Source organism: Bacillus coahuilensis m4-4 (genome assembly GCF_000171615.1).
GTDB lineage: Bacteria > Bacillota > Bacilli > Bacillales > Bacillaceae_K > Bacillus_T > Bacillus_T coahuilensis.
Window position 1 is genome coordinate 108,793 of record NZ_ABFU01000028.3, and the last position, 14,761, is coordinate 123,553.

Consider the following 14,761-nt stretch of genomic DNA (forward strand, 5'->3'; position numbering starts at 1 on the left):
GTGTCTCTTAAGGAAATTTTTACGACATCTAAGCTATTTATCAGGCTTTTTCTTCGTTAAGAGTAGGTTCTGCTTGATAATACTTCTTGGCAAATAATGTTTGTCCGATTACAAATACTCCTCCAACTGTCCAATAAAGTGGGAGAGCGGCGGGAGCATTTAAAGAGAAGATCAAAATCATAACAGGAGATAAGTAAGAAATGATTTTCATTTGCTGCAATTGCTCTTCAGCTATCCCGATTAATGAAACCTTTGCTTGTCCAAAATAGACAACCCCCGCAATCAAAGCCATGATGATATTTGCTTCACCTAAATTAAACCAAAGGAAAGTGTGAGTCGCAATATCAGGGGATCCAATAATCGCGTAATATAAGCCAAGTAAAATAGGCATTTGAATAATTAGAGGCAGGCATCCCATATTTAAAGGATTCACCCCATGCTTTTGGTAAAGTTGCATCATTTCTTGTTGAAGTTTTCGTTGCTCTTCAGTATCTTTTGTTTCTTTTAATTTCTTTTGTATTTCTTGCATTTCAGGTTTTAGCTTATCCATCTTTCCTTTCATTTCCTGCTGATTTTTAAACGTTTTCAGCATAAAAGGCATAAGGACAAGTCTTATGATAATCGTGATGATAATGATAGCTAGCCCAAAGTTTCCACCAAGGGTATTACCAAGCCATTCTAGTAATTTTGCAAATGGAAATACAAATGTATCATAGAAAAATCCTTCTTGATTTGTCGCTCCACAGCCTGATAATAATACCGTTGTTCCTATCAATAATAAGATAGTTGACCATTTTTTCATATTGTTTCCTCCTTCAGATGATTCAAATTAGTGTACGTTTAAAGTACAGATAGAGTCTTCATCATCTAACCGATTTCGCGTGCGAATTCGGATCAGGAGAAATTCAGTTCTGAAATGTAATCTGGAAATCCTGAAGTCGAACGGAATCTTATTATGTAAAGTATCTACTAAAACTCGTTGATTTTTTTGATAATAGCTAGGCTCTACAAAATATCTATAAGAAAATGAGAGCATGATGATTAGGAAAATGGATAAATAAATGTTAGAAAGTACATAAACGTCTGGAATTTGATCAAGTAGTAGTTGGATCATTCTTTGTTTCCTTCCGTAAGGTTTCTTGTAGAGTATAACTGAAATTACATGAGTATTCAATGAAAAGAGCAACTTACTCTCCTACAATCCAACACATATGATAAACTATTTTTAATACTTTTTACAAATTGAGGAATGAGAATGAATTTACTAGCTATTTTTTTTGGAGGTATGATTGGAAGTATAGTTCGATACGTTTTAGTAGATAGTTTTATTTCTGACTTTCCATATGGAATCCTACTAGTTAATCTTGTAGGAAGTTTTCTATTAGGAGGAAGCTCTGTTCTACTTCATAGAAAGAATATCCCAAGATCCGTACGTATAGGCTTCACCACAGGTTTAATAGGCTCGTTTACTACTTATTCAACGTTTGCAGTAGAGAATATAGAAATGATTTTAATGGGGGAGTATTTTACTTCATTCATTTACTCCTTTGTTAGTATAATAGGTGGTTACTTTATGGCCTATTTGGGGATTTCAATAGCCTTAAATACAAAAGGAGAAAGATCGTTATGAACTATCTATTGGTTTCACTTGGTGGAGGATTAGGAGCCATCTCTCGATATGCCCTATCCGTATGGATAAATAATTATTGGAACCATGACTTTCCTCTTAACACGTGGATTATCAATTGTGTAGGTTCATTTCTTTTTAGGCATCTCCCTTAATCTGTTGCAAGAACAAGGCATGCTTTTCTTAGGCGTAGGATTCTTAGGTGGATTTACAACCTTTTCTACTATGGAAGTGGAAGCAGCCACATTACTTCGTCATAAAAAGAAAGACATTTCCTTTCTTTATTTACTACTGACACTAGTATTTGGGTTAATAAGTGCATATATAGGAATTATTTTAGGAGAGTATTTAGTATAGGAGTGAAATAAATGGAGGTTTTACGGTTTACGAATTAAAAGGCGATTATGAGCCTTGGTGGTTATTTGAAGATTGGCAAACACAAATCCAAAAGGAACATCAGTTTCTTTCTAAAGATGAGGCGTTAGCTTTTTATTTTCAGTTAGCATCATTAATGGCTGGAGAATTTGATCATAAAAAAACTAAACAATGGAATGCAATTGCCTTTTGGAACTCTGATGATATAGAATTTTGTGAAGCGTGCGAGGATGATATACTTTTGTATCATGGTATAATGATAATGAAAGATAATCGTTTATTCCCAATTTCTAATCCTGAAGATATTCGACGTCTTGAAAAAATTATTCCAACTTCTATTTAACTATTTATAAAAAGGCTCTGTTAAAGAGTAATGTTGCTTTTTGCTGATCAACAGCGTTGTTTAGCAGAGCCTAAAAAAAGGAAGATGTTTATGAAACTGCTTTATTCTCAGATGAGTGACAGAGTAATTGATAACAAAGCAAAGATCGCCCAATTCATTACCAATGCACAAAATCGTAACTATCCAAAATTGCTTAAAATGGTAACAGAAGAGTTACTGCCTTTACGAATGGAATTAGTTGATTTATACGGGAAAAGCTTACGATTAACGAGTGAAGAAAGAATGCCTCTATTACAAAATTGGGGATTTGAAACCTCAAATAAATGTGTGGAACTTGGGACAACATTAGAATCTATGCTAAAGGAAGTACCTGAATACCGATTGTATATTGGTCAAGAGTTATTAGATCTTGCTAAGGAGTTGGCTATAAACATAGAGGAATATCATTCAGTTATTTCCAGGCTAGATGAAATAATGAATGAAGTTGTTTATTATTTTTGCGTTCCGTTTGTTGACTACCAAAGTAATGAACTAGAGAAAAGTCAAAAAAAAATTTTTAGAAATGTCCGCTCCTGTCATTCAAGTACATAAGGGGATAGGTGTATTACCTCTAATTGGTACAGTGGATGAAATTAGAGCTACACTGATAATGGAGAAATCCCTAGAACAGTCATCAACTTATCAACTGGATCATTTTGTAGTAGATCTCTCAGGTGTTCCTGTCATGGATACCTTCGCTGCACAAAATATATTCCAAATTATACAGGCTCTTTCTTTATTAGGAGTAAATGTGATAATTAGCGGAGTTTCCCCATCAATTGCTCAAACCGTTGTACAGCTTGGTATAGAATTTGGAGATATACCAACCTATTCAAGTTTACACATGGCACTAGAATCTATTCATAGATAAATGAAGAAAAAGTCAAAAGCAATCTACACAGCTTTTGACTTTTTTAATACTATTATATAGGTTAATCAATTACGCCTGTTTGAACAATAGTTGTATCCACTTTAACTTCAAACTTACTTGATGGGTATAGTTCCCGCCACTTCTCTTGTGTTAATTTAGAATCTTTCATGACCCTATATACTTCTCCAAATCCCACTGGATCAGATTTTGTTTCTTTGATTTCATAGAGCGTATTTTCTAAATTTTCTTTAAACTTTTTATTTAGGACCTTAGTTAATTCTTCAATCGTTTTTGGATCCCCAAGCTCTAGGCTCTTTGATAACTCTACGATTCTTACTTTTAGTTTAAGTGAAATCATAAATGTTAGTTCTTCACTTTCTTTCAATTTTATATCTTTATTGGCCTGTATATGACTTAGTGTAATGAATATGATATTCCCTTCTTGCGTTCTTTCCATTGATTCAGCTGGTTTGACAAAATGCTTTTCTAAATCATCTTTTGGCAATCCAATTTCTGTATTACCAGATTTCATATCTTCACTTAAAACATTTAAGTAAAATATTTTATCCAATGGCAATAAATACACGAGCTTGTCATTTTCAAAAAGGCCCATACTGGTAATTCCAACAAAGTCATCAGTTAATGACAAGACTGGCAGTTGAGGATCCCTTCCAACTTCCCATAGTCTAGTGAGGAAATTATGAAGAGTAGGGCTAGGGATAAAATCACCTTTATAATTTTGTTCAATTAAGTTATATAGATATGTACCGATGTTGCTATTCGCATTGGTGGGATCTTTTTTATTTTAATATTTCTTTTGTGGTGTTATCAGTAACACATAAGTAGATCATATTTCCAATTGACGGATCTCTAGATAACGTATCCACTAAATTGTATATTCCTTTTCTTGATAGCTCTTCATTATAAAGAGTAACTCGTAATTGACCGGAGACAATATTCTTACTTGTTTCCAAATTTAGCTTTTGTCTCATACCTTTACTTGTATGACTTTGGGCCGTAACTGTTCGTGAACTGTTTTCAATTTGTGGATTGAAGTTTTCTAACACAATTGTACTGGAGATTAAATCATCTTGTGCTAAATCATAACCGACTGCAGTTGTTAGTCCTAAGTTTTCTAATTCTCTACTTTGAACACAAGAAGTTAAAATCAAAAGGCTAGAAGACAGGAAAACGAAGAATTTTTTCATGATGCGTTTCTCCTTTTACGTAAAGATTTCACGATTTTAACAATGACATACAAGAGAATTGGATACAGTATGGCTAATACAATTCCCACACGAGCAGCATAGTCAGTAAACATGTTCATATCTATCCTAGACGGAATAAAATTACTTGATGCTATTGAGAGTAGAGCAATAATGATGGTGGCTTTGGTCTGCTTTAATCCAAATACTCTCTTTATACCTCTTGAGGCACACCATAAATATACACAAAGATTAGGTAAAATAATTAACATCCAAAAGGAAACTGCGATAAATTCAAACCTTTCTAAGAAAGGTAATTTCACAATTTTAAACATGGATAATACTGGCCAAATGATCCTTTTCAGTGCTTCTGGAGCAAAAAATCCAATTGAAATCGCTGTAACCAATGCAAATAATATTGTGGTAAACCATATGGACAATAAACTATGCTTTAATACTTTTTCTTTATCTTTAATAAAAGGGTAAATAAAAAACAACACTTCAAAACCTAAAATAGATAACGTAACTTTAATAATACCATTGAAGAATTCTTTCGCATTGTGATCCACCATAGGATAGAAGTGCAAAGGAGATAAGTTTTGCATGGGAGTGTAAATAATAAATACAATCCAAAATGCTAATAAAAAACCCTATGAAACACACTCCTACCACTACCCGAATTCCTCCCAAAACTCCGTATACAGAAAGAGCCATTAACATGGAAACCAATATAAAATTAGGTAATGTTTGAAATATCCATGCTTGTACTAACTCTGTGTAATTTAAAGCAATAACATTCAACATATAGATCAAATATACGATATAGATTATGTTTAAGAGATTCCCCAGCCATTTTTTAAAAATATCTACATGAATTCCGTATAAATCAGCAGATGAATATTGTCTCATAGTCATAACGATTGCAGCGACGGAAAGTGATACGACTATTCCAGACAAAAGGATAACGATCCATGAGTCTTGCTCTGTTTCGAGAAATACAACTCTCGGTAGACCAATTATTCCGACACCAGTTTGGGTAGTATGTATCACAAATAGAAGTAGATATGCTCGAAATAACAATTCTTTTCTCACATGTACATTCGTTTTCATCGTATCAACTCTTATTCATCAATATCAGCATATTGTTTTTTTTGTTTCTTTACTATTCTATTGCTATCAATAGGTTTGTTTGAAGACGCACGATTTGTTAAAAATTGTGGTGGTACTCGAAAAAGACTGTATTTCAAATCAGATAAATGAAATGGATAGACTGGAGAGAGGTATGGACGTCCAAGCGTTGTTAATCTGAGTAAGTGAAGGATTAAGAAACAGAATGCAAACATAATTCCAATTCCTCCAAACATCCCAGCAAGTATAATAATGGGAAATCGGATAAAACGAACAACCGCACCCATTACATAACTTGGAGTAGTAAAAGATCCAAGTGCACCTAAAGCTATAATAATGATCAGAATATTGCTTGTAAAACCAGCTTGAACGGCAGCCTGACCAATAACAATACCACCTACAATACCCATCGTTTGTCCTACCTTAGTTGGTAACCTAGCTCCTGCCTCTCTAAGTAGCTCTATAATAAACTCAAGTAGTAAAGCTTCCATAACAGGTGGGAAGGGGACGTTTGCTCGTGATGACCCTAAAGAAATAAGTAGGGAAGAGGGGATAACTTCATAATGATATGTTAGTACTGCTACATACGCTGGTGTTAATAGAATGGATAAGAATATCGCTACCATACGAATAAATCGTAAAAAGGATCCTAAATTCCAACGTAAATACACGTCTTCTGTGGTTTCAAAAAAACTAAAAAAACTTGATGGCCCAATAACTGCTGCTGGACTTCTTTCAACAAGTAACCCAATTTTCCCGTGCAAAAGAGCTAGAGAGACTCGATCTGGCAGCTCGGTTACTACATATTGCGGAAAAAGGGTCCAAGAATTGTCTTCTATCTGCTGAGCTAAAAGTGTACTATCGATCACACTATCCACTTCAAGATCATTAAGACGTTGTCTAAACGTTTCAACATTTGTTGGGTCTGCAATATCTTGAATATATGTAATATATACAATCGTTTTAATCCGGTTACCAACTTCTAGTTTCTCCATTTTTAGTCTTGGATCGTTCACTCGATTTCTAAGTAAGCTCATATTGTTTTCAAGTTTTTCATTAAAGCTCACTTTAGGACCATAAACTAAGGATTCTGATTCTGCCGTTTCTATAGATCTACTTTTAATATCTGCAACATCTAGTAATAAACCAAAAGGGTCGCCTTCAATAAATAAGTAGACATGTCCTCTAATAATGCCCATTAACACTTCATCTATAAGATTTGTCACATTTATATTTGATACGGGTAGTGTTGAATATAATGATTTATAGGACAGATCCAAAACTCTATTTGTTAAGGGAGTTAATACTTCTTCACTCATCCTGTCACTGCTTATGTTTTCTGAAAAAAAGCAAGTAGAATTTTTTTCCCTGAAGATGCATGATTTTTATAGTCAAGTCATCACTGTTGGATAACCCTTCTATAAGTTCTTCTTTCAATCTTTTTAAAGTAAGAGAGTGAACGGTAGCTTTTCGTTTTGTTTTTTTAAACATGTCATCCACTCCAATCTTGAAAGATTTATTTGTTTTAGTATTTATTATTGGTAAAAATTTATACGAAATTAAACTGAATAAATTAGGGCGATGAATAGAAAGATAAGCTAGAGGTGATAAATAATGAAAAAGAACAAAAAATGATCCATCAAGAGCGCAACTAGGTTCAAGTTTCACAAAAGGACAAGGTACTGACAAGGGTACATCTTCAAATTTCAAAAAGAAATGATTGAATAACAGTATTGACTTTTGCTGGAAATAGCGTAAAATAGAGTGTATATCTATAAATTTGAAATTACATTCACATGAGGAAACGCTCAAAACGATCCAATGTGAATGTTTTTTACATAGGCTACAGATTAATTAGACTTACTTGTTTGCCTACAAATAACTGAAAGGGGTTATCATATGGCATTTGGAAGAAAACAAGAAGAAGAAATTAAAACAGCAGAAACCACGATTTGGGAGTGTAATTCTGATTCATGCAATGCATGGGTTCGCGATAACTTTAAAATGAAGAAGAACCGTCTTGTCCTATTTGTGGGGGCTTAATGGAATCAAACACTAAAGTTCTACAAGTAGTAGAAAATCCTCATAAATCTTTTTAAACAAAAGCCTTGGCTTTTTGTTTTTTTTAATTTTGTTTTCCATTTGAAAAATCTTACGAACGCCCATATCAAAACGTAGCCCATAACATAGACTATACCGACACCAATAAATTTCGGTATGGGAGGGCATTGAATATGGAAAGCGTAAACATGAAGAAGAAAAGAAAGAACAACTTCATGAAGAACCGCAGGAAGAGGCACTATCACCTGCGCAATTCTGGGATGAATTTTTCTTAGGAAGAAAAATAGAAGTTGAGGTTGAAGCTGCTGCAATTGAAGAGGAAGAAACTAAAGAATTTAGATGGTTCTAACATGCCTAAGCCCAATCTATGGGTCTTTTTTTTGTTTACATAATAGTTGAGTGGGAATAGACGAGTATATAATTAAAGAGGTGAGATAAATGAGAGCATTAATTGTTAACACATCTTTAAAGAAAAGCAGTGAAACATCAAATACTCAAGCATTATTAGAGAACAGCGTACAACTTTTTTCTGAAAATGATATACATGTTGAAACGGTTCGGTTAGCTGACTATTCTATTGTATATGGTATTACTCATAAAAAAGTTGATGATCATGATCAGTGGCCAGAAATTCTCGATAAAGTTAAAGAAGCGGATATACTGTTAATAGGAACTCCTCTATGGATTGGTGAAAAATCTTCATTATGTACGTTATTTATGGAAAGACTGTATGGAAGTAGTTCTATTACGAATGATAAAGGTCAATATCACTATTACAATAAGGTAGCGGGGGTTGCAATAACTGGAAATGAAGACGGTGCAAAAGATGCAGCGAAATCCGTTATTTATGGATTAAGTCATATTGGCTTTACTATTCCTCCAAATGTTGATACGTATTGGGTAGGAGAAGCAGGGCCAGGTGAATCTTACATTGAAGCTGGCGGGAATCAAAATGAATTTACTCAGAATCATAGTAAAATTATGACGTACAATTTAATGCATTTCGCTAAGTTACTTAAGAATTATCCCATTCCTGCTGAAGGAAATGTAATCGAATAAAATAACCCCCTCATTTCTAGTGAGGGGGTTTTTTCTACTACATTGATTTCTTAAATTCTAAATACTCATCATATGTCATTAACTTATCAATGATACTTCCATCATCTTGAATGTCTATAATTCTGTTCGCAATGGTTTCAACAAATTGATGGTCATGAGAAGAGAAAAGTAAGGATCCTTTAAAATTGATAAGGCCATTATTTAACGCTGTAATGGATTCGAGATCTAAATGGTTTGTTGGCTCATCTAGAATTAACACATTTGCACCACTTAACATCATTTTAGAAAGCATGCAACGAACTTTTTCTCCACCAGATAAAACGCTGGGCTTCTTATTAACTTCTTCTCCAGAAAACAACATTCTTCCTAAGAAGCCTCTTAAAAAGCTTTCACTCTGATCATTTGGTGAAAATTGACGTAACCAATCCACGAGTGTTCTTTCTTCTCCGTTAAAGAATTCAGAGTTGTCTTTTGGGAAATAACTTTGTGAAGTAGTAATACCCCACTTAAATGTACCACTATCAGGTTCCATTTCACCTGACAATATATCAAATAATGCAGACTTGGCCATTTCATTTAATCCCACAAGAGCAATCTTGTCATCTTTGTTCATCGTAAAACTAACTTGATCTAATACTTTTACACCATCAATCGTTTTCGAAATGCCCTCTACACGTAGTAAATCATTTCCAATCTCTCGCTCAGGAGAAAACGCTACATAAGGATATTTTCTCGATGAAGGTTTAATATCATCAAGGGAAATTTTATCAAGTAACTTTTTACGAGAAGTTGCTTGCTTTGATTTTGAAGCATTTGCACTGAATCGTTGAATAAATGCTTGTAATTCTTTAATCTTTTCTTCTTTTTACGGTTTTGATCTTGTGCCATTTTAGTGGCTAGCTGGCTAGATTCATACCAAAAGTCATAGTTCCCCACATAAATTTGAATCTTACTAAAGTCAAGATCCGCGATATGTGTACAAACTTTGTTTAAGAAGTGACGATCATGCGATACGACAATCACGGTATTCTCAAAATTAATTAAGAAATCTTCTAACCACTGAATGGCAGCAAGGTCAAGGTGGTTAGTAGGCTCATCTAGTAGTAATACATCAGGTTTTCCGAATAATGCTTGAGCTAATAAAACTTTTACTTTTTCAGAGCCAGTCAAATCAGCCATTTTTTTCGTATGTAGCTCTTCAGTAATACCTAGCCCTTTTAACAAAATTGCTGCTTCAGATTCAGCTTCCCAACCATTCAATTCAGCAAATTCACCCTCTAGCTCGGCAGCACGCATACCATCTTCATCTGTAAAGTCAGCTTTCATGTAAATCGCATCTTTTTCTTGCATGACTTTATATAGTCGACTATGACCCATAATGACCGTGTTTAATACTTCATGTTCTTCATATTCGAAGTGATCTTGCTTAAGTACTGCTAAACGTTCATCTGGGCCCATTGATACGTTACCTGTTTGCGCTTCAATTTCTCCAGATAATATTTTTAGAAATGTAGATTTTCCTGCTCCGTTAGCACCAATTAGCCCATAGCAGTTTCCTGGTGTAAATTTTATATTTACGTCTTCAAATAACTTACGATCTCCGTATCGTAAGCTTACGTTTGATACTGTAATCATTTTTTCAGCCTCCAAAACTCATATCCATCTGATTATATCATCTTTAACCTAAAAACTAAACAAAGGACTAACTTAACTCAAACTAGGTAGATTATTATATAGGTAAAATTATCTAGTAACAGCGTGGGAGAAGAAGTATACTAAATTAAATACATATTTAGACAGGAGGGTGATCAGTTGCAAACATTTAAAGATTTTTAATTAATATTTCATTATTAACTTCTTTTCTATTTTTATATACTCGGCTATATAAACGTCATCCTTTGGGAAAAATTCAACTGCCAATGAAAATAGTTATGGGTGCATCTGCTGGTATACTAGGCGTAATTCTAATGAATTTTTCAATTCAGGTTACAGAGGAAACCATCATTGACTTACGTAATATTCCTTTAATTCTTTCTGTATTATATGGGGGATGGTTACCTGGTCTCATTACTACGGTTTTCATAGTCGTCTTTCGTTTTTTAATTAGGCTTTAACATTTCTTCCATTGCAGCGGCCATTCTTATTGCTACTATGTATATTGGTTTCGTATTAATTAAGAGGAAGCAAATGAGCCTATATAACAAAACCTTTTGGTTCACATTGTATTCGTGTATTACCTCTACTATAGTATTTATCTATTTAATCCAAGACTTATTTGTTTTGGTGCGAATCGTGGTCTTATTTTGGACAAGTTCATTTTTTGCTGCTTTCGCAATGGTATATTTGCTCAATTACTTACGACAATCGTATGCTCTTTTAAAGCAATATGAAGAAGCATCTACCACAGACTTTTTAACTGGGCTTGGAAATGTACGCCAATTTGACGAAATGTATAACCAAGTTCTTCAGCAAACCATTGAAAAGAAGAAAGAGCTGTCCTTTATGATGCTAGATATTGATTATTTTAAGCGTGTAAATGACACGTATGGCCATAAAGAAGGCGATGAAATTTTAAAACAAATCAGTGCCATTTTAAAATACCAAGCAAGATCTTTTGACTTTGTATCAAGAAATGGTTGAGAAGAGTTTAGTATCGTAATGCCTGATACTCCAGTAGAAAAAGCAAAACAATTAGCTGAAAGGATTCGAATAGAGGTAGAACAAAACCAATTTATATTAACAACTGAGCAATCAATCAATATCACCATTTCAATTGGGATATCTCATTATCCTACTGTACAAGATCCAATTCATTTAATTCATTTTGCCGATCAATCTCTTTATAAGAGTAAAAGTGCAGGAAGAAATTGTGTAACAGTGTATCAGTCCATTGAAAATAATATAAATTCGTAGTATAGTAAAACCAACCTGTATTAACAAAGGAGATCATTTTATGTTAGGTGTCGTTTTTAACTAATCCGTTAACTTTATACGGTGTTTAAAGGATTTACCCATTAAATTCAAATATGGATTTATATGGGCTTATTAGGTTTACCTTTAAACAAAGTTAAAAACGTTTGCATTGAGTGAAATTAGACACGTAGGATAGGTCTACGTTTATTTATCACACTAATTTAGCCGCAATGAGCGTTTGTTCATTGCGGCTTTTTCTATTTATTTTTAGGAGGAATTAACGTTGAACGAAAAATCGTTTCAAGTACTAGAATTACAAAAGGTAAAAGACCAGGTGGCCATGTTAGCGATTACGAACGAGGGGAAAAAAGAATACAAAATATTAAACCGGTATCAAATAGTAAACAAAATCGAATCATGGTTAGCAGAAATTTCAGAAGCAAAGGAGATACTTAAAATTAGTCGCAGCGTACCAATACATGGATTAGAAGGGATGGAAAATATTCTTGTTAATTTAAATAAAGGAAGAACCATTCGCCCAAGTCAATTTAATCAAATTGTTAGTTTTTTAGATCACTGCAATAAGATAAAACGGTTTATGGAAGATAAACGGTTTGTAGCTCCTATTGTATCTTCATATGTTGAAAGTATTGAGGCTTTACCTCACCTGCTAGAAGAAATACAGCGCTGTATTCGACATGGACAGGTAGACGATTATGCTAGTAAAGCATTATTAAAAGTTAGAAAGGAATTAAAAATTGAAGAAGAGCGACTGAAAGATAAGCTTCAGCATATTGTGGGTTCAAAAAATACCAATCTTACTTGCAGGATGCGGTTGTTACACTTCGGAATGGTCGTTATACGATTCCAATTAAAAAAGAATATCATAAGAAGGTGGCAGGTACAGTGGTTGATCAGTCTGCATCAGGATCTACTCTGTATATTGAACCTGAAGAAATACAAGTTATTCAAGGAAAATTGAAGGAATCAAGTGGACAGAAGAGCTAGAGGAAGAACAAGTATTAATGTATTTAACTGGGTTGATTGAAAATGAACAATCCACAATAAATATTAGCGTGGAAACGATGTTAGTTTATGATTGTCTATTCGCCAAAGCAAAATATAGTGAACAAATTAATGGTACTAAAGTTAAGGTGAATGAATCTCATCATATCAATTTGATTGAGGCAAAACATCCTCTTCTCACAGATCCAGTTCCGTTAAATTTAACGCTTGGAAATGGTGTGCACGCACTCGTAATTACAGGACCTAATACTGGTGGAAAAACCGTGACCATTAAAACGGTGGGGATATTAACGCTAATGACTCAATGTGGGTTTCATATACCTGTACAAGAAGGGAGTGAAATCAGCATATTTCAATCGATTTATGTAGACATAGGGGATGGACAGAGCATTGAAGAAAATTTAAGTACTTTTTCATCAAGATTAGTCAATGTGATTGATATATTAAGAAAAACCAATGACCGTTCTCTCGTATTAGTAGATGAGTTAGGTTCAGGAACCGATCCAAGTGAAGGGATGGGGCTGGCCATTAGTATTCTAGATGAACTATATGAAAAAGGAGCAACCATCTTAGCAACCACGCACTTTAATGAAATGAAAAAAATTTGCCATTAATCGAAAAGGTTTTTTGAACGGCTCGATGGAATTTGACCTTGAAAAACTGCAGCCGACTTATCAATTACTTTTAGGAGAAACAGGGAATAGCCAAGCTTTCGAGATTGCCTTAAAGCTTGGGTTGCACCAAAAATTAATTGAAAAAGCACATTTTTATACGTACGGTACAGAAAAAAGCTTTAAACAAACGAATGCCAAGGAAGATACTTCCCAGCTAGCTCTGAATCGTTATGTAAAAAGAGAAACAAAGGAAATGGATATAAAAAGAAAACAAGGTCATTTTGCGTGTGGGCGATAGTGTAAGGGTAAAAGCAACAGATGAGATTGGGATTGTATACAAAGCTCCGAATGAAAAAGGAGAGATCATCATTCAAGTAAAGGGTGAAAAAAGAACCATTCAAGAAAAACGAATTGAACTATTTATTGCGAAAGAGGAATTATATCCAGACGATTATGATTTTGATATTATCTTTAAATCTGTAGATTATCGTAAAAATTCTAAACTTCTAAATAAACGGCATACTCCTGGTTTAGAGATTAATTCTGAAGATTAAAAAATAAGGAAGAGTTTTATAGATATTCTTGTATACTTTACTAAAGGAGGGATTGATATGAAAAAGGTATACAAGGATTTCTTTTTTTATCGAGACATTTTAATTGTTGTAAGTATTTTAATATTATTATTGATTGGGAATTTTTATTTCGTCAACCAATGGCAAAGTGTATTGTATTTAGCTTTAGGTGCCGTTTCATTTATATTGCTGGAATATGTTAATCACAGATTTATCTTTCATCTAAAACCACCTGAAAATAAACTAGGTATCCTTTTTTTAAAGAGAATACACTATGATCACCATTCAGATCCGGATAATTTAAAGCTATTGTTCTTACCTGTATGGTATAGTTTACCTGGCCTAATAATTCTGACAGCCATAATGTATGCGTTTACTAAAAATGCGGGTCACACTATAATGTTTGGAGAAGGACTGCTTAGTTTACTCCTCGTGTATGAATGGAAACATTACGTTGCCCATAGACCAATTACCCTAAAACTCGGTTTGGTAAATGGGTAAAGAAAACACATATTCTGCACCACTATAAAAATGAGAATTTTTGGTATGGGGTATCTAATCCTTGGATGGACTACTTTTTTGGCACAATGAAAGATGAGAAAGAAGTCGAAAAAAGTGCTACAGCAAAATCCCTTGAAAAGAGAATGTAGAATATTGTTTAACTTTGGTAATATATTTTGTATAATGGCAAGGAACGGTAATTAAATATGAGTAGTATAGGGTGACATTTTTATATGAAATGTCTTAAAAGGGAAGTTGGTGCAAGTCCAACACGGTCCCGCCACTGTAAGAGGGAGTAGTCTTAGTCATACCACTGCGATATGCGGGAAGGTTAAAGAACTACGTTGAACTCGAAGTCAGGAGACCTGCCTTATAACTAACACCAAAAGAGGCTTACGAGGATAAGCATGGTGTATGAAGACAAATT

Annotated in this window: 18 protein-coding genes, 4 pseudogenes and 1 riboswitch; of the genes and pseudogenes, 15 read left to right on the forward strand and 7 right to left on the reverse strand. The window is 33.9% G+C overall.

What is annotated here, in order from left to right:
• Positions 1 to 40: 40 nt before the first annotated feature.
• The gene (yidC, locus tag M44_RS06770; RefSeq protein ID WP_010172200.1) at positions 41 to 802 is read right to left on the reverse strand and encodes a membrane protein insertase YidC; all 762 of its coding nucleotides are present in this window, start codon (positions 800 to 802) and stop codon (positions 41 to 43) included.
• Positions 803 to 1,255: 453 nt separating this feature from the next.
• On the opposite strand from yidC, the gene crcB reads away from it, so the two are divergent.
• The 6 genes from crcB (at position 1,256) to M44_RS21080 (ending at position 3,255) form a co-directional block, all read left to right on the forward strand.
• Positions 1,256 to 1,630: a fluoride efflux transporter CrcB gene (gene crcB, locus M44_RS06775; RefSeq protein ID WP_010172204.1), complete on the forward strand. Its 375-nt coding sequence runs from the start codon at positions 1,256 to 1,258 to the stop codon at positions 1,628 to 1,630.
• A complete protein-coding gene (locus M44_RS26870) occupies positions 1,627 to 1,782 on the forward strand; it encodes a fluoride efflux transporter FluC (protein WP_010172206.1) in 156 nt (51 codons plus the stop codon). The genes crcB and M44_RS26870 overlap by 4 nt, the downstream gene beginning before the upstream one ends.
• Before the next feature lie 19 nt (positions 1,783 to 1,801).
• Positions 1,802 to 1,984, forward strand: a complete 183-nt coding sequence (locus M44_RS24940; RefSeq protein ID WP_010172209.1) for a fluoride efflux transporter FluC — start codon at positions 1,802 to 1,804, stop codon at positions 1,982 to 1,984.
• Between the two features lie 7 nt (positions 1,985 to 1,991).
• Entirely contained in the window at positions 1,992 to 2,345 is a 354-nt protein-coding gene (locus tag M44_RS26040; protein WP_081447436.1) for a DUF1033 family protein, read from the forward strand.
• Positions 2,346 to 2,435: 90 nt separating this feature from the next.
• On the forward strand, positions 2,436 to 2,936 hold the full coding sequence (locus tag M44_RS24950; protein ID WP_010172212.1) for a hypothetical protein: 501 nt from the start codon (positions 2,436 to 2,438) through the stop codon (positions 2,934 to 2,936).
• Positions 2,908 to 3,255 carry an STAS domain-containing protein gene (locus M44_RS21080; RefSeq protein WP_010172214.1) on the forward strand — a complete coding sequence of 116 codons (348 nt, stop codon included), beginning with the start codon at positions 2,908 to 2,910 and terminating at the stop codon, positions 3,253 to 3,255. Before M44_RS24950 ends, M44_RS21080 begins: the two co-directional genes overlap by 29 nt.
• Positions 3,256 to 3,316: 61 nt before the next feature.
• On the opposite strand, the gene M44_RS06800 is transcribed toward M44_RS21080, so the two are convergent.
• The 5 genes and pseudogenes from M44_RS06800 to M44_RS27935 form a co-directional block, all read right to left on the reverse strand.
• Entirely contained in the window at positions 3,317 to 3,868 is a 552-nt protein-coding gene (locus tag M44_RS06800) for a Ger(x)C family spore germination C-terminal domain-containing protein (RefSeq protein ID WP_029326762.1), read from the reverse strand.
• A 187-nt stretch (positions 3,869 to 4,055) separates the two neighbouring features.
• Complete coding sequence (locus tag M44_RS06805) at positions 4,056 to 4,463, reverse strand: Ger(x)C family spore germination protein (RefSeq protein WP_010172217.1); 408 nt, start codon at positions 4,461 to 4,463, stop codon at positions 4,056 to 4,058.
• Positions 4,460 to 5,570: pseudogene (locus M44_RS29830) on the reverse strand (GerAB/ArcD/ProY family transporter). The gene M44_RS06805 and the pseudogene M44_RS29830 overlap by 4 nt, the downstream one beginning before the upstream one ends.
• 11 nt (positions 5,571 to 5,581) lie before the next feature.
• The gene (locus M44_RS21090; RefSeq protein ID WP_010172220.1) at positions 5,582 to 6,907 is read right to left on the reverse strand and encodes a spore germination protein; all 1,326 of its coding nucleotides are present in this window, start codon (positions 6,905 to 6,907) and stop codon (positions 5,582 to 5,584) included.
• Between the two features lie 4 nt (positions 6,908 to 6,911).
• A complete protein-coding gene (locus tag M44_RS27935; RefSeq protein ID WP_010172222.1) occupies positions 6,912 to 7,277 on the reverse strand; it encodes a hypothetical protein in 366 nt (121 codons plus the stop codon).
• A gap of 210 nt (positions 7,278 to 7,487) precedes the next feature.
• Between M44_RS27935 and M44_RS21095 the strand changes: the two genes are divergently transcribed.
• Both M44_RS21095 and rosB read left to right on the forward strand, forming a co-directional pair.
• Positions 7,488 to 7,631 carry a cold-inducible protein YdjO-related protein gene (locus M44_RS21095; protein WP_010172224.1) on the forward strand — a complete coding sequence of 48 codons (144 nt, stop codon included), beginning with the start codon at positions 7,488 to 7,490 and terminating at the stop codon, positions 7,629 to 7,631.
• Between the two features lie 456 nt (positions 7,632 to 8,087).
• Entirely contained in the window at positions 8,088 to 8,708 is a 621-nt protein-coding gene (gene rosB / locus M44_RS06825) for an 8-demethyl-8-aminoriboflavin-5'-phosphate (AFP) synthase RosB (protein ID WP_010172227.1), read from the forward strand.
• Positions 8,709 to 8,745: 37 nt separating this feature from the next.
• On the opposite strand, the pseudogene M44_RS21100 reads toward rosB, so the two are convergent.
• A pseudogene (locus tag M44_RS21100) lies at positions 8,746 to 10,343 on the reverse strand (ABC-F family ATP-binding cassette domain-containing protein).
• Positions 10,344 to 10,549: 206 nt separating this feature from the next.
• On the opposite strand from M44_RS21100, the gene M44_RS24965 reads away from it, so the two are divergent.
• The 7 genes and pseudogenes from M44_RS24965 to M44_RS21115 all read left to right on the forward strand — a co-directional run bounded on the left by M44_RS24965 (position 10,550) and on the right by M44_RS21115 (position 14,483).
• Complete coding sequence (locus M44_RS24965; protein ID WP_474371657.1) at positions 10,550 to 10,822, forward strand: LytS/YhcK type 5TM receptor domain-containing protein; 273 nt, start codon at positions 10,550 to 10,552, stop codon at positions 10,820 to 10,822.
• Positions 10,823 to 11,042: 220 nt separating this feature from the next.
• A pseudogene (locus tag M44_RS27940) lies at positions 11,043 to 11,621 on the forward strand (GGDEF domain-containing protein).
• Between the two features lie 283 nt (positions 11,622 to 11,904).
• A complete protein-coding gene (locus M44_RS27945; RefSeq protein WP_029326763.1) occupies positions 11,905 to 12,603 on the forward strand; it encodes a MutS2 family protein in 699 nt (232 codons plus the stop codon).
• Between the two features lie 43 nt (positions 12,604 to 12,646).
• A complete protein-coding gene (locus tag M44_RS27950) occupies positions 12,647 to 13,261 on the forward strand; it encodes a MutS-related protein (protein WP_029326764.1) in 615 nt (204 codons plus the stop codon).
• Between the two features lie 13 nt (positions 13,262 to 13,274).
• Entirely contained in the window at positions 13,275 to 13,559 is a 285-nt protein-coding gene (locus tag M44_RS27955) for a hypothetical protein (RefSeq protein ID WP_237705220.1), read from the forward strand.
• A complete protein-coding gene (locus tag M44_RS27960) occupies positions 13,549 to 13,815 on the forward strand; it encodes a hypothetical protein (RefSeq protein ID WP_010172237.1) in 267 nt (88 codons plus the stop codon). Before M44_RS27955 ends, M44_RS27960 begins: the two co-directional genes overlap by 11 nt.
• 57 nt (positions 13,816 to 13,872) lie before the next feature.
• A pseudogene (locus M44_RS21115) lies at positions 13,873 to 14,483 on the forward strand (sterol desaturase family protein).
• 52 nt (positions 14,484 to 14,535) lie between these two features.
• Positions 14,536 to 14,721: riboswitch (cobalamin riboswitch) on the forward strand.
• Positions 14,722 to 14,761: the final 40 nt, after the last annotated feature.

Excerpts from the sequence above, each read along its gene's own strand:
- yidC (WP_010172200.1), bottom strand. The coding sequence starts at position 802 with ATGAAAAAATGGTCAACTATCTTATTATTGATAGGAACAACGGTATTA.
- crcB (WP_010172204.1), top strand. The coding sequence starts at position 1,256 with ATGAATTTACTAGCTATTTTTTTTGGAGGTATGATTGGAAGTATAGTT.
- M44_RS26870 (WP_010172206.1), top strand. The coding sequence starts at position 1,627 with ATGAACTATCTATTGGTTTCACTTGGTGGAGGATTAGGAGCCATCTCT.
- M44_RS24940 (WP_010172209.1), top strand. The coding sequence starts at position 1,802 with ATGCTTTTCTTAGGCGTAGGATTCTTAGGTGGATTTACAACCTTTTCT.
- M44_RS24950 (WP_010172212.1), top strand. The coding sequence starts at position 2,436 with ATGAAACTGCTTTATTCTCAGATGAGTGACAGAGTAATTGATAACAAA.
- M44_RS21080 (WP_010172214.1), top strand. The coding sequence starts at position 2,908 with ATGTCCGCTCCTGTCATTCAAGTACATAAGGGGATAGGTGTATTACCT.
- M44_RS06800 (WP_029326762.1), bottom strand. The coding sequence starts at position 3,868 with ATGGGCCTTTTTGAAAATGACAAGCTCGTGTATTTATTGCCATTGGAT.
- M44_RS06805 (WP_010172217.1), bottom strand. The coding sequence starts at position 4,463 with ATGAAAAAATTCTTCGTTTTCCTGTCTTCTAGCCTTTTGATTTTAACT.
- M44_RS21090 (WP_010172220.1), bottom strand. The coding sequence starts at position 6,907 with ATGAGTGAAGAAGTATTAACTCCCTTAACAAATAGAGTTTTGGATCTG.
- M44_RS21095 (WP_010172224.1), top strand. The coding sequence starts at position 7,488 with ATGGCATTTGGAAGAAAACAAGAAGAAGAAATTAAAACAGCAGAAACC.
- rosB (WP_010172227.1), top strand. The coding sequence starts at position 8,088 with ATGAGAGCATTAATTGTTAACACATCTTTAAAGAAAAGCAGTGAAACA.
- M44_RS27950 (WP_029326764.1), top strand. The coding sequence starts at position 12,647 with ATGTATTTAACTGGGTTGATTGAAAATGAACAATCCACAATAAATATT.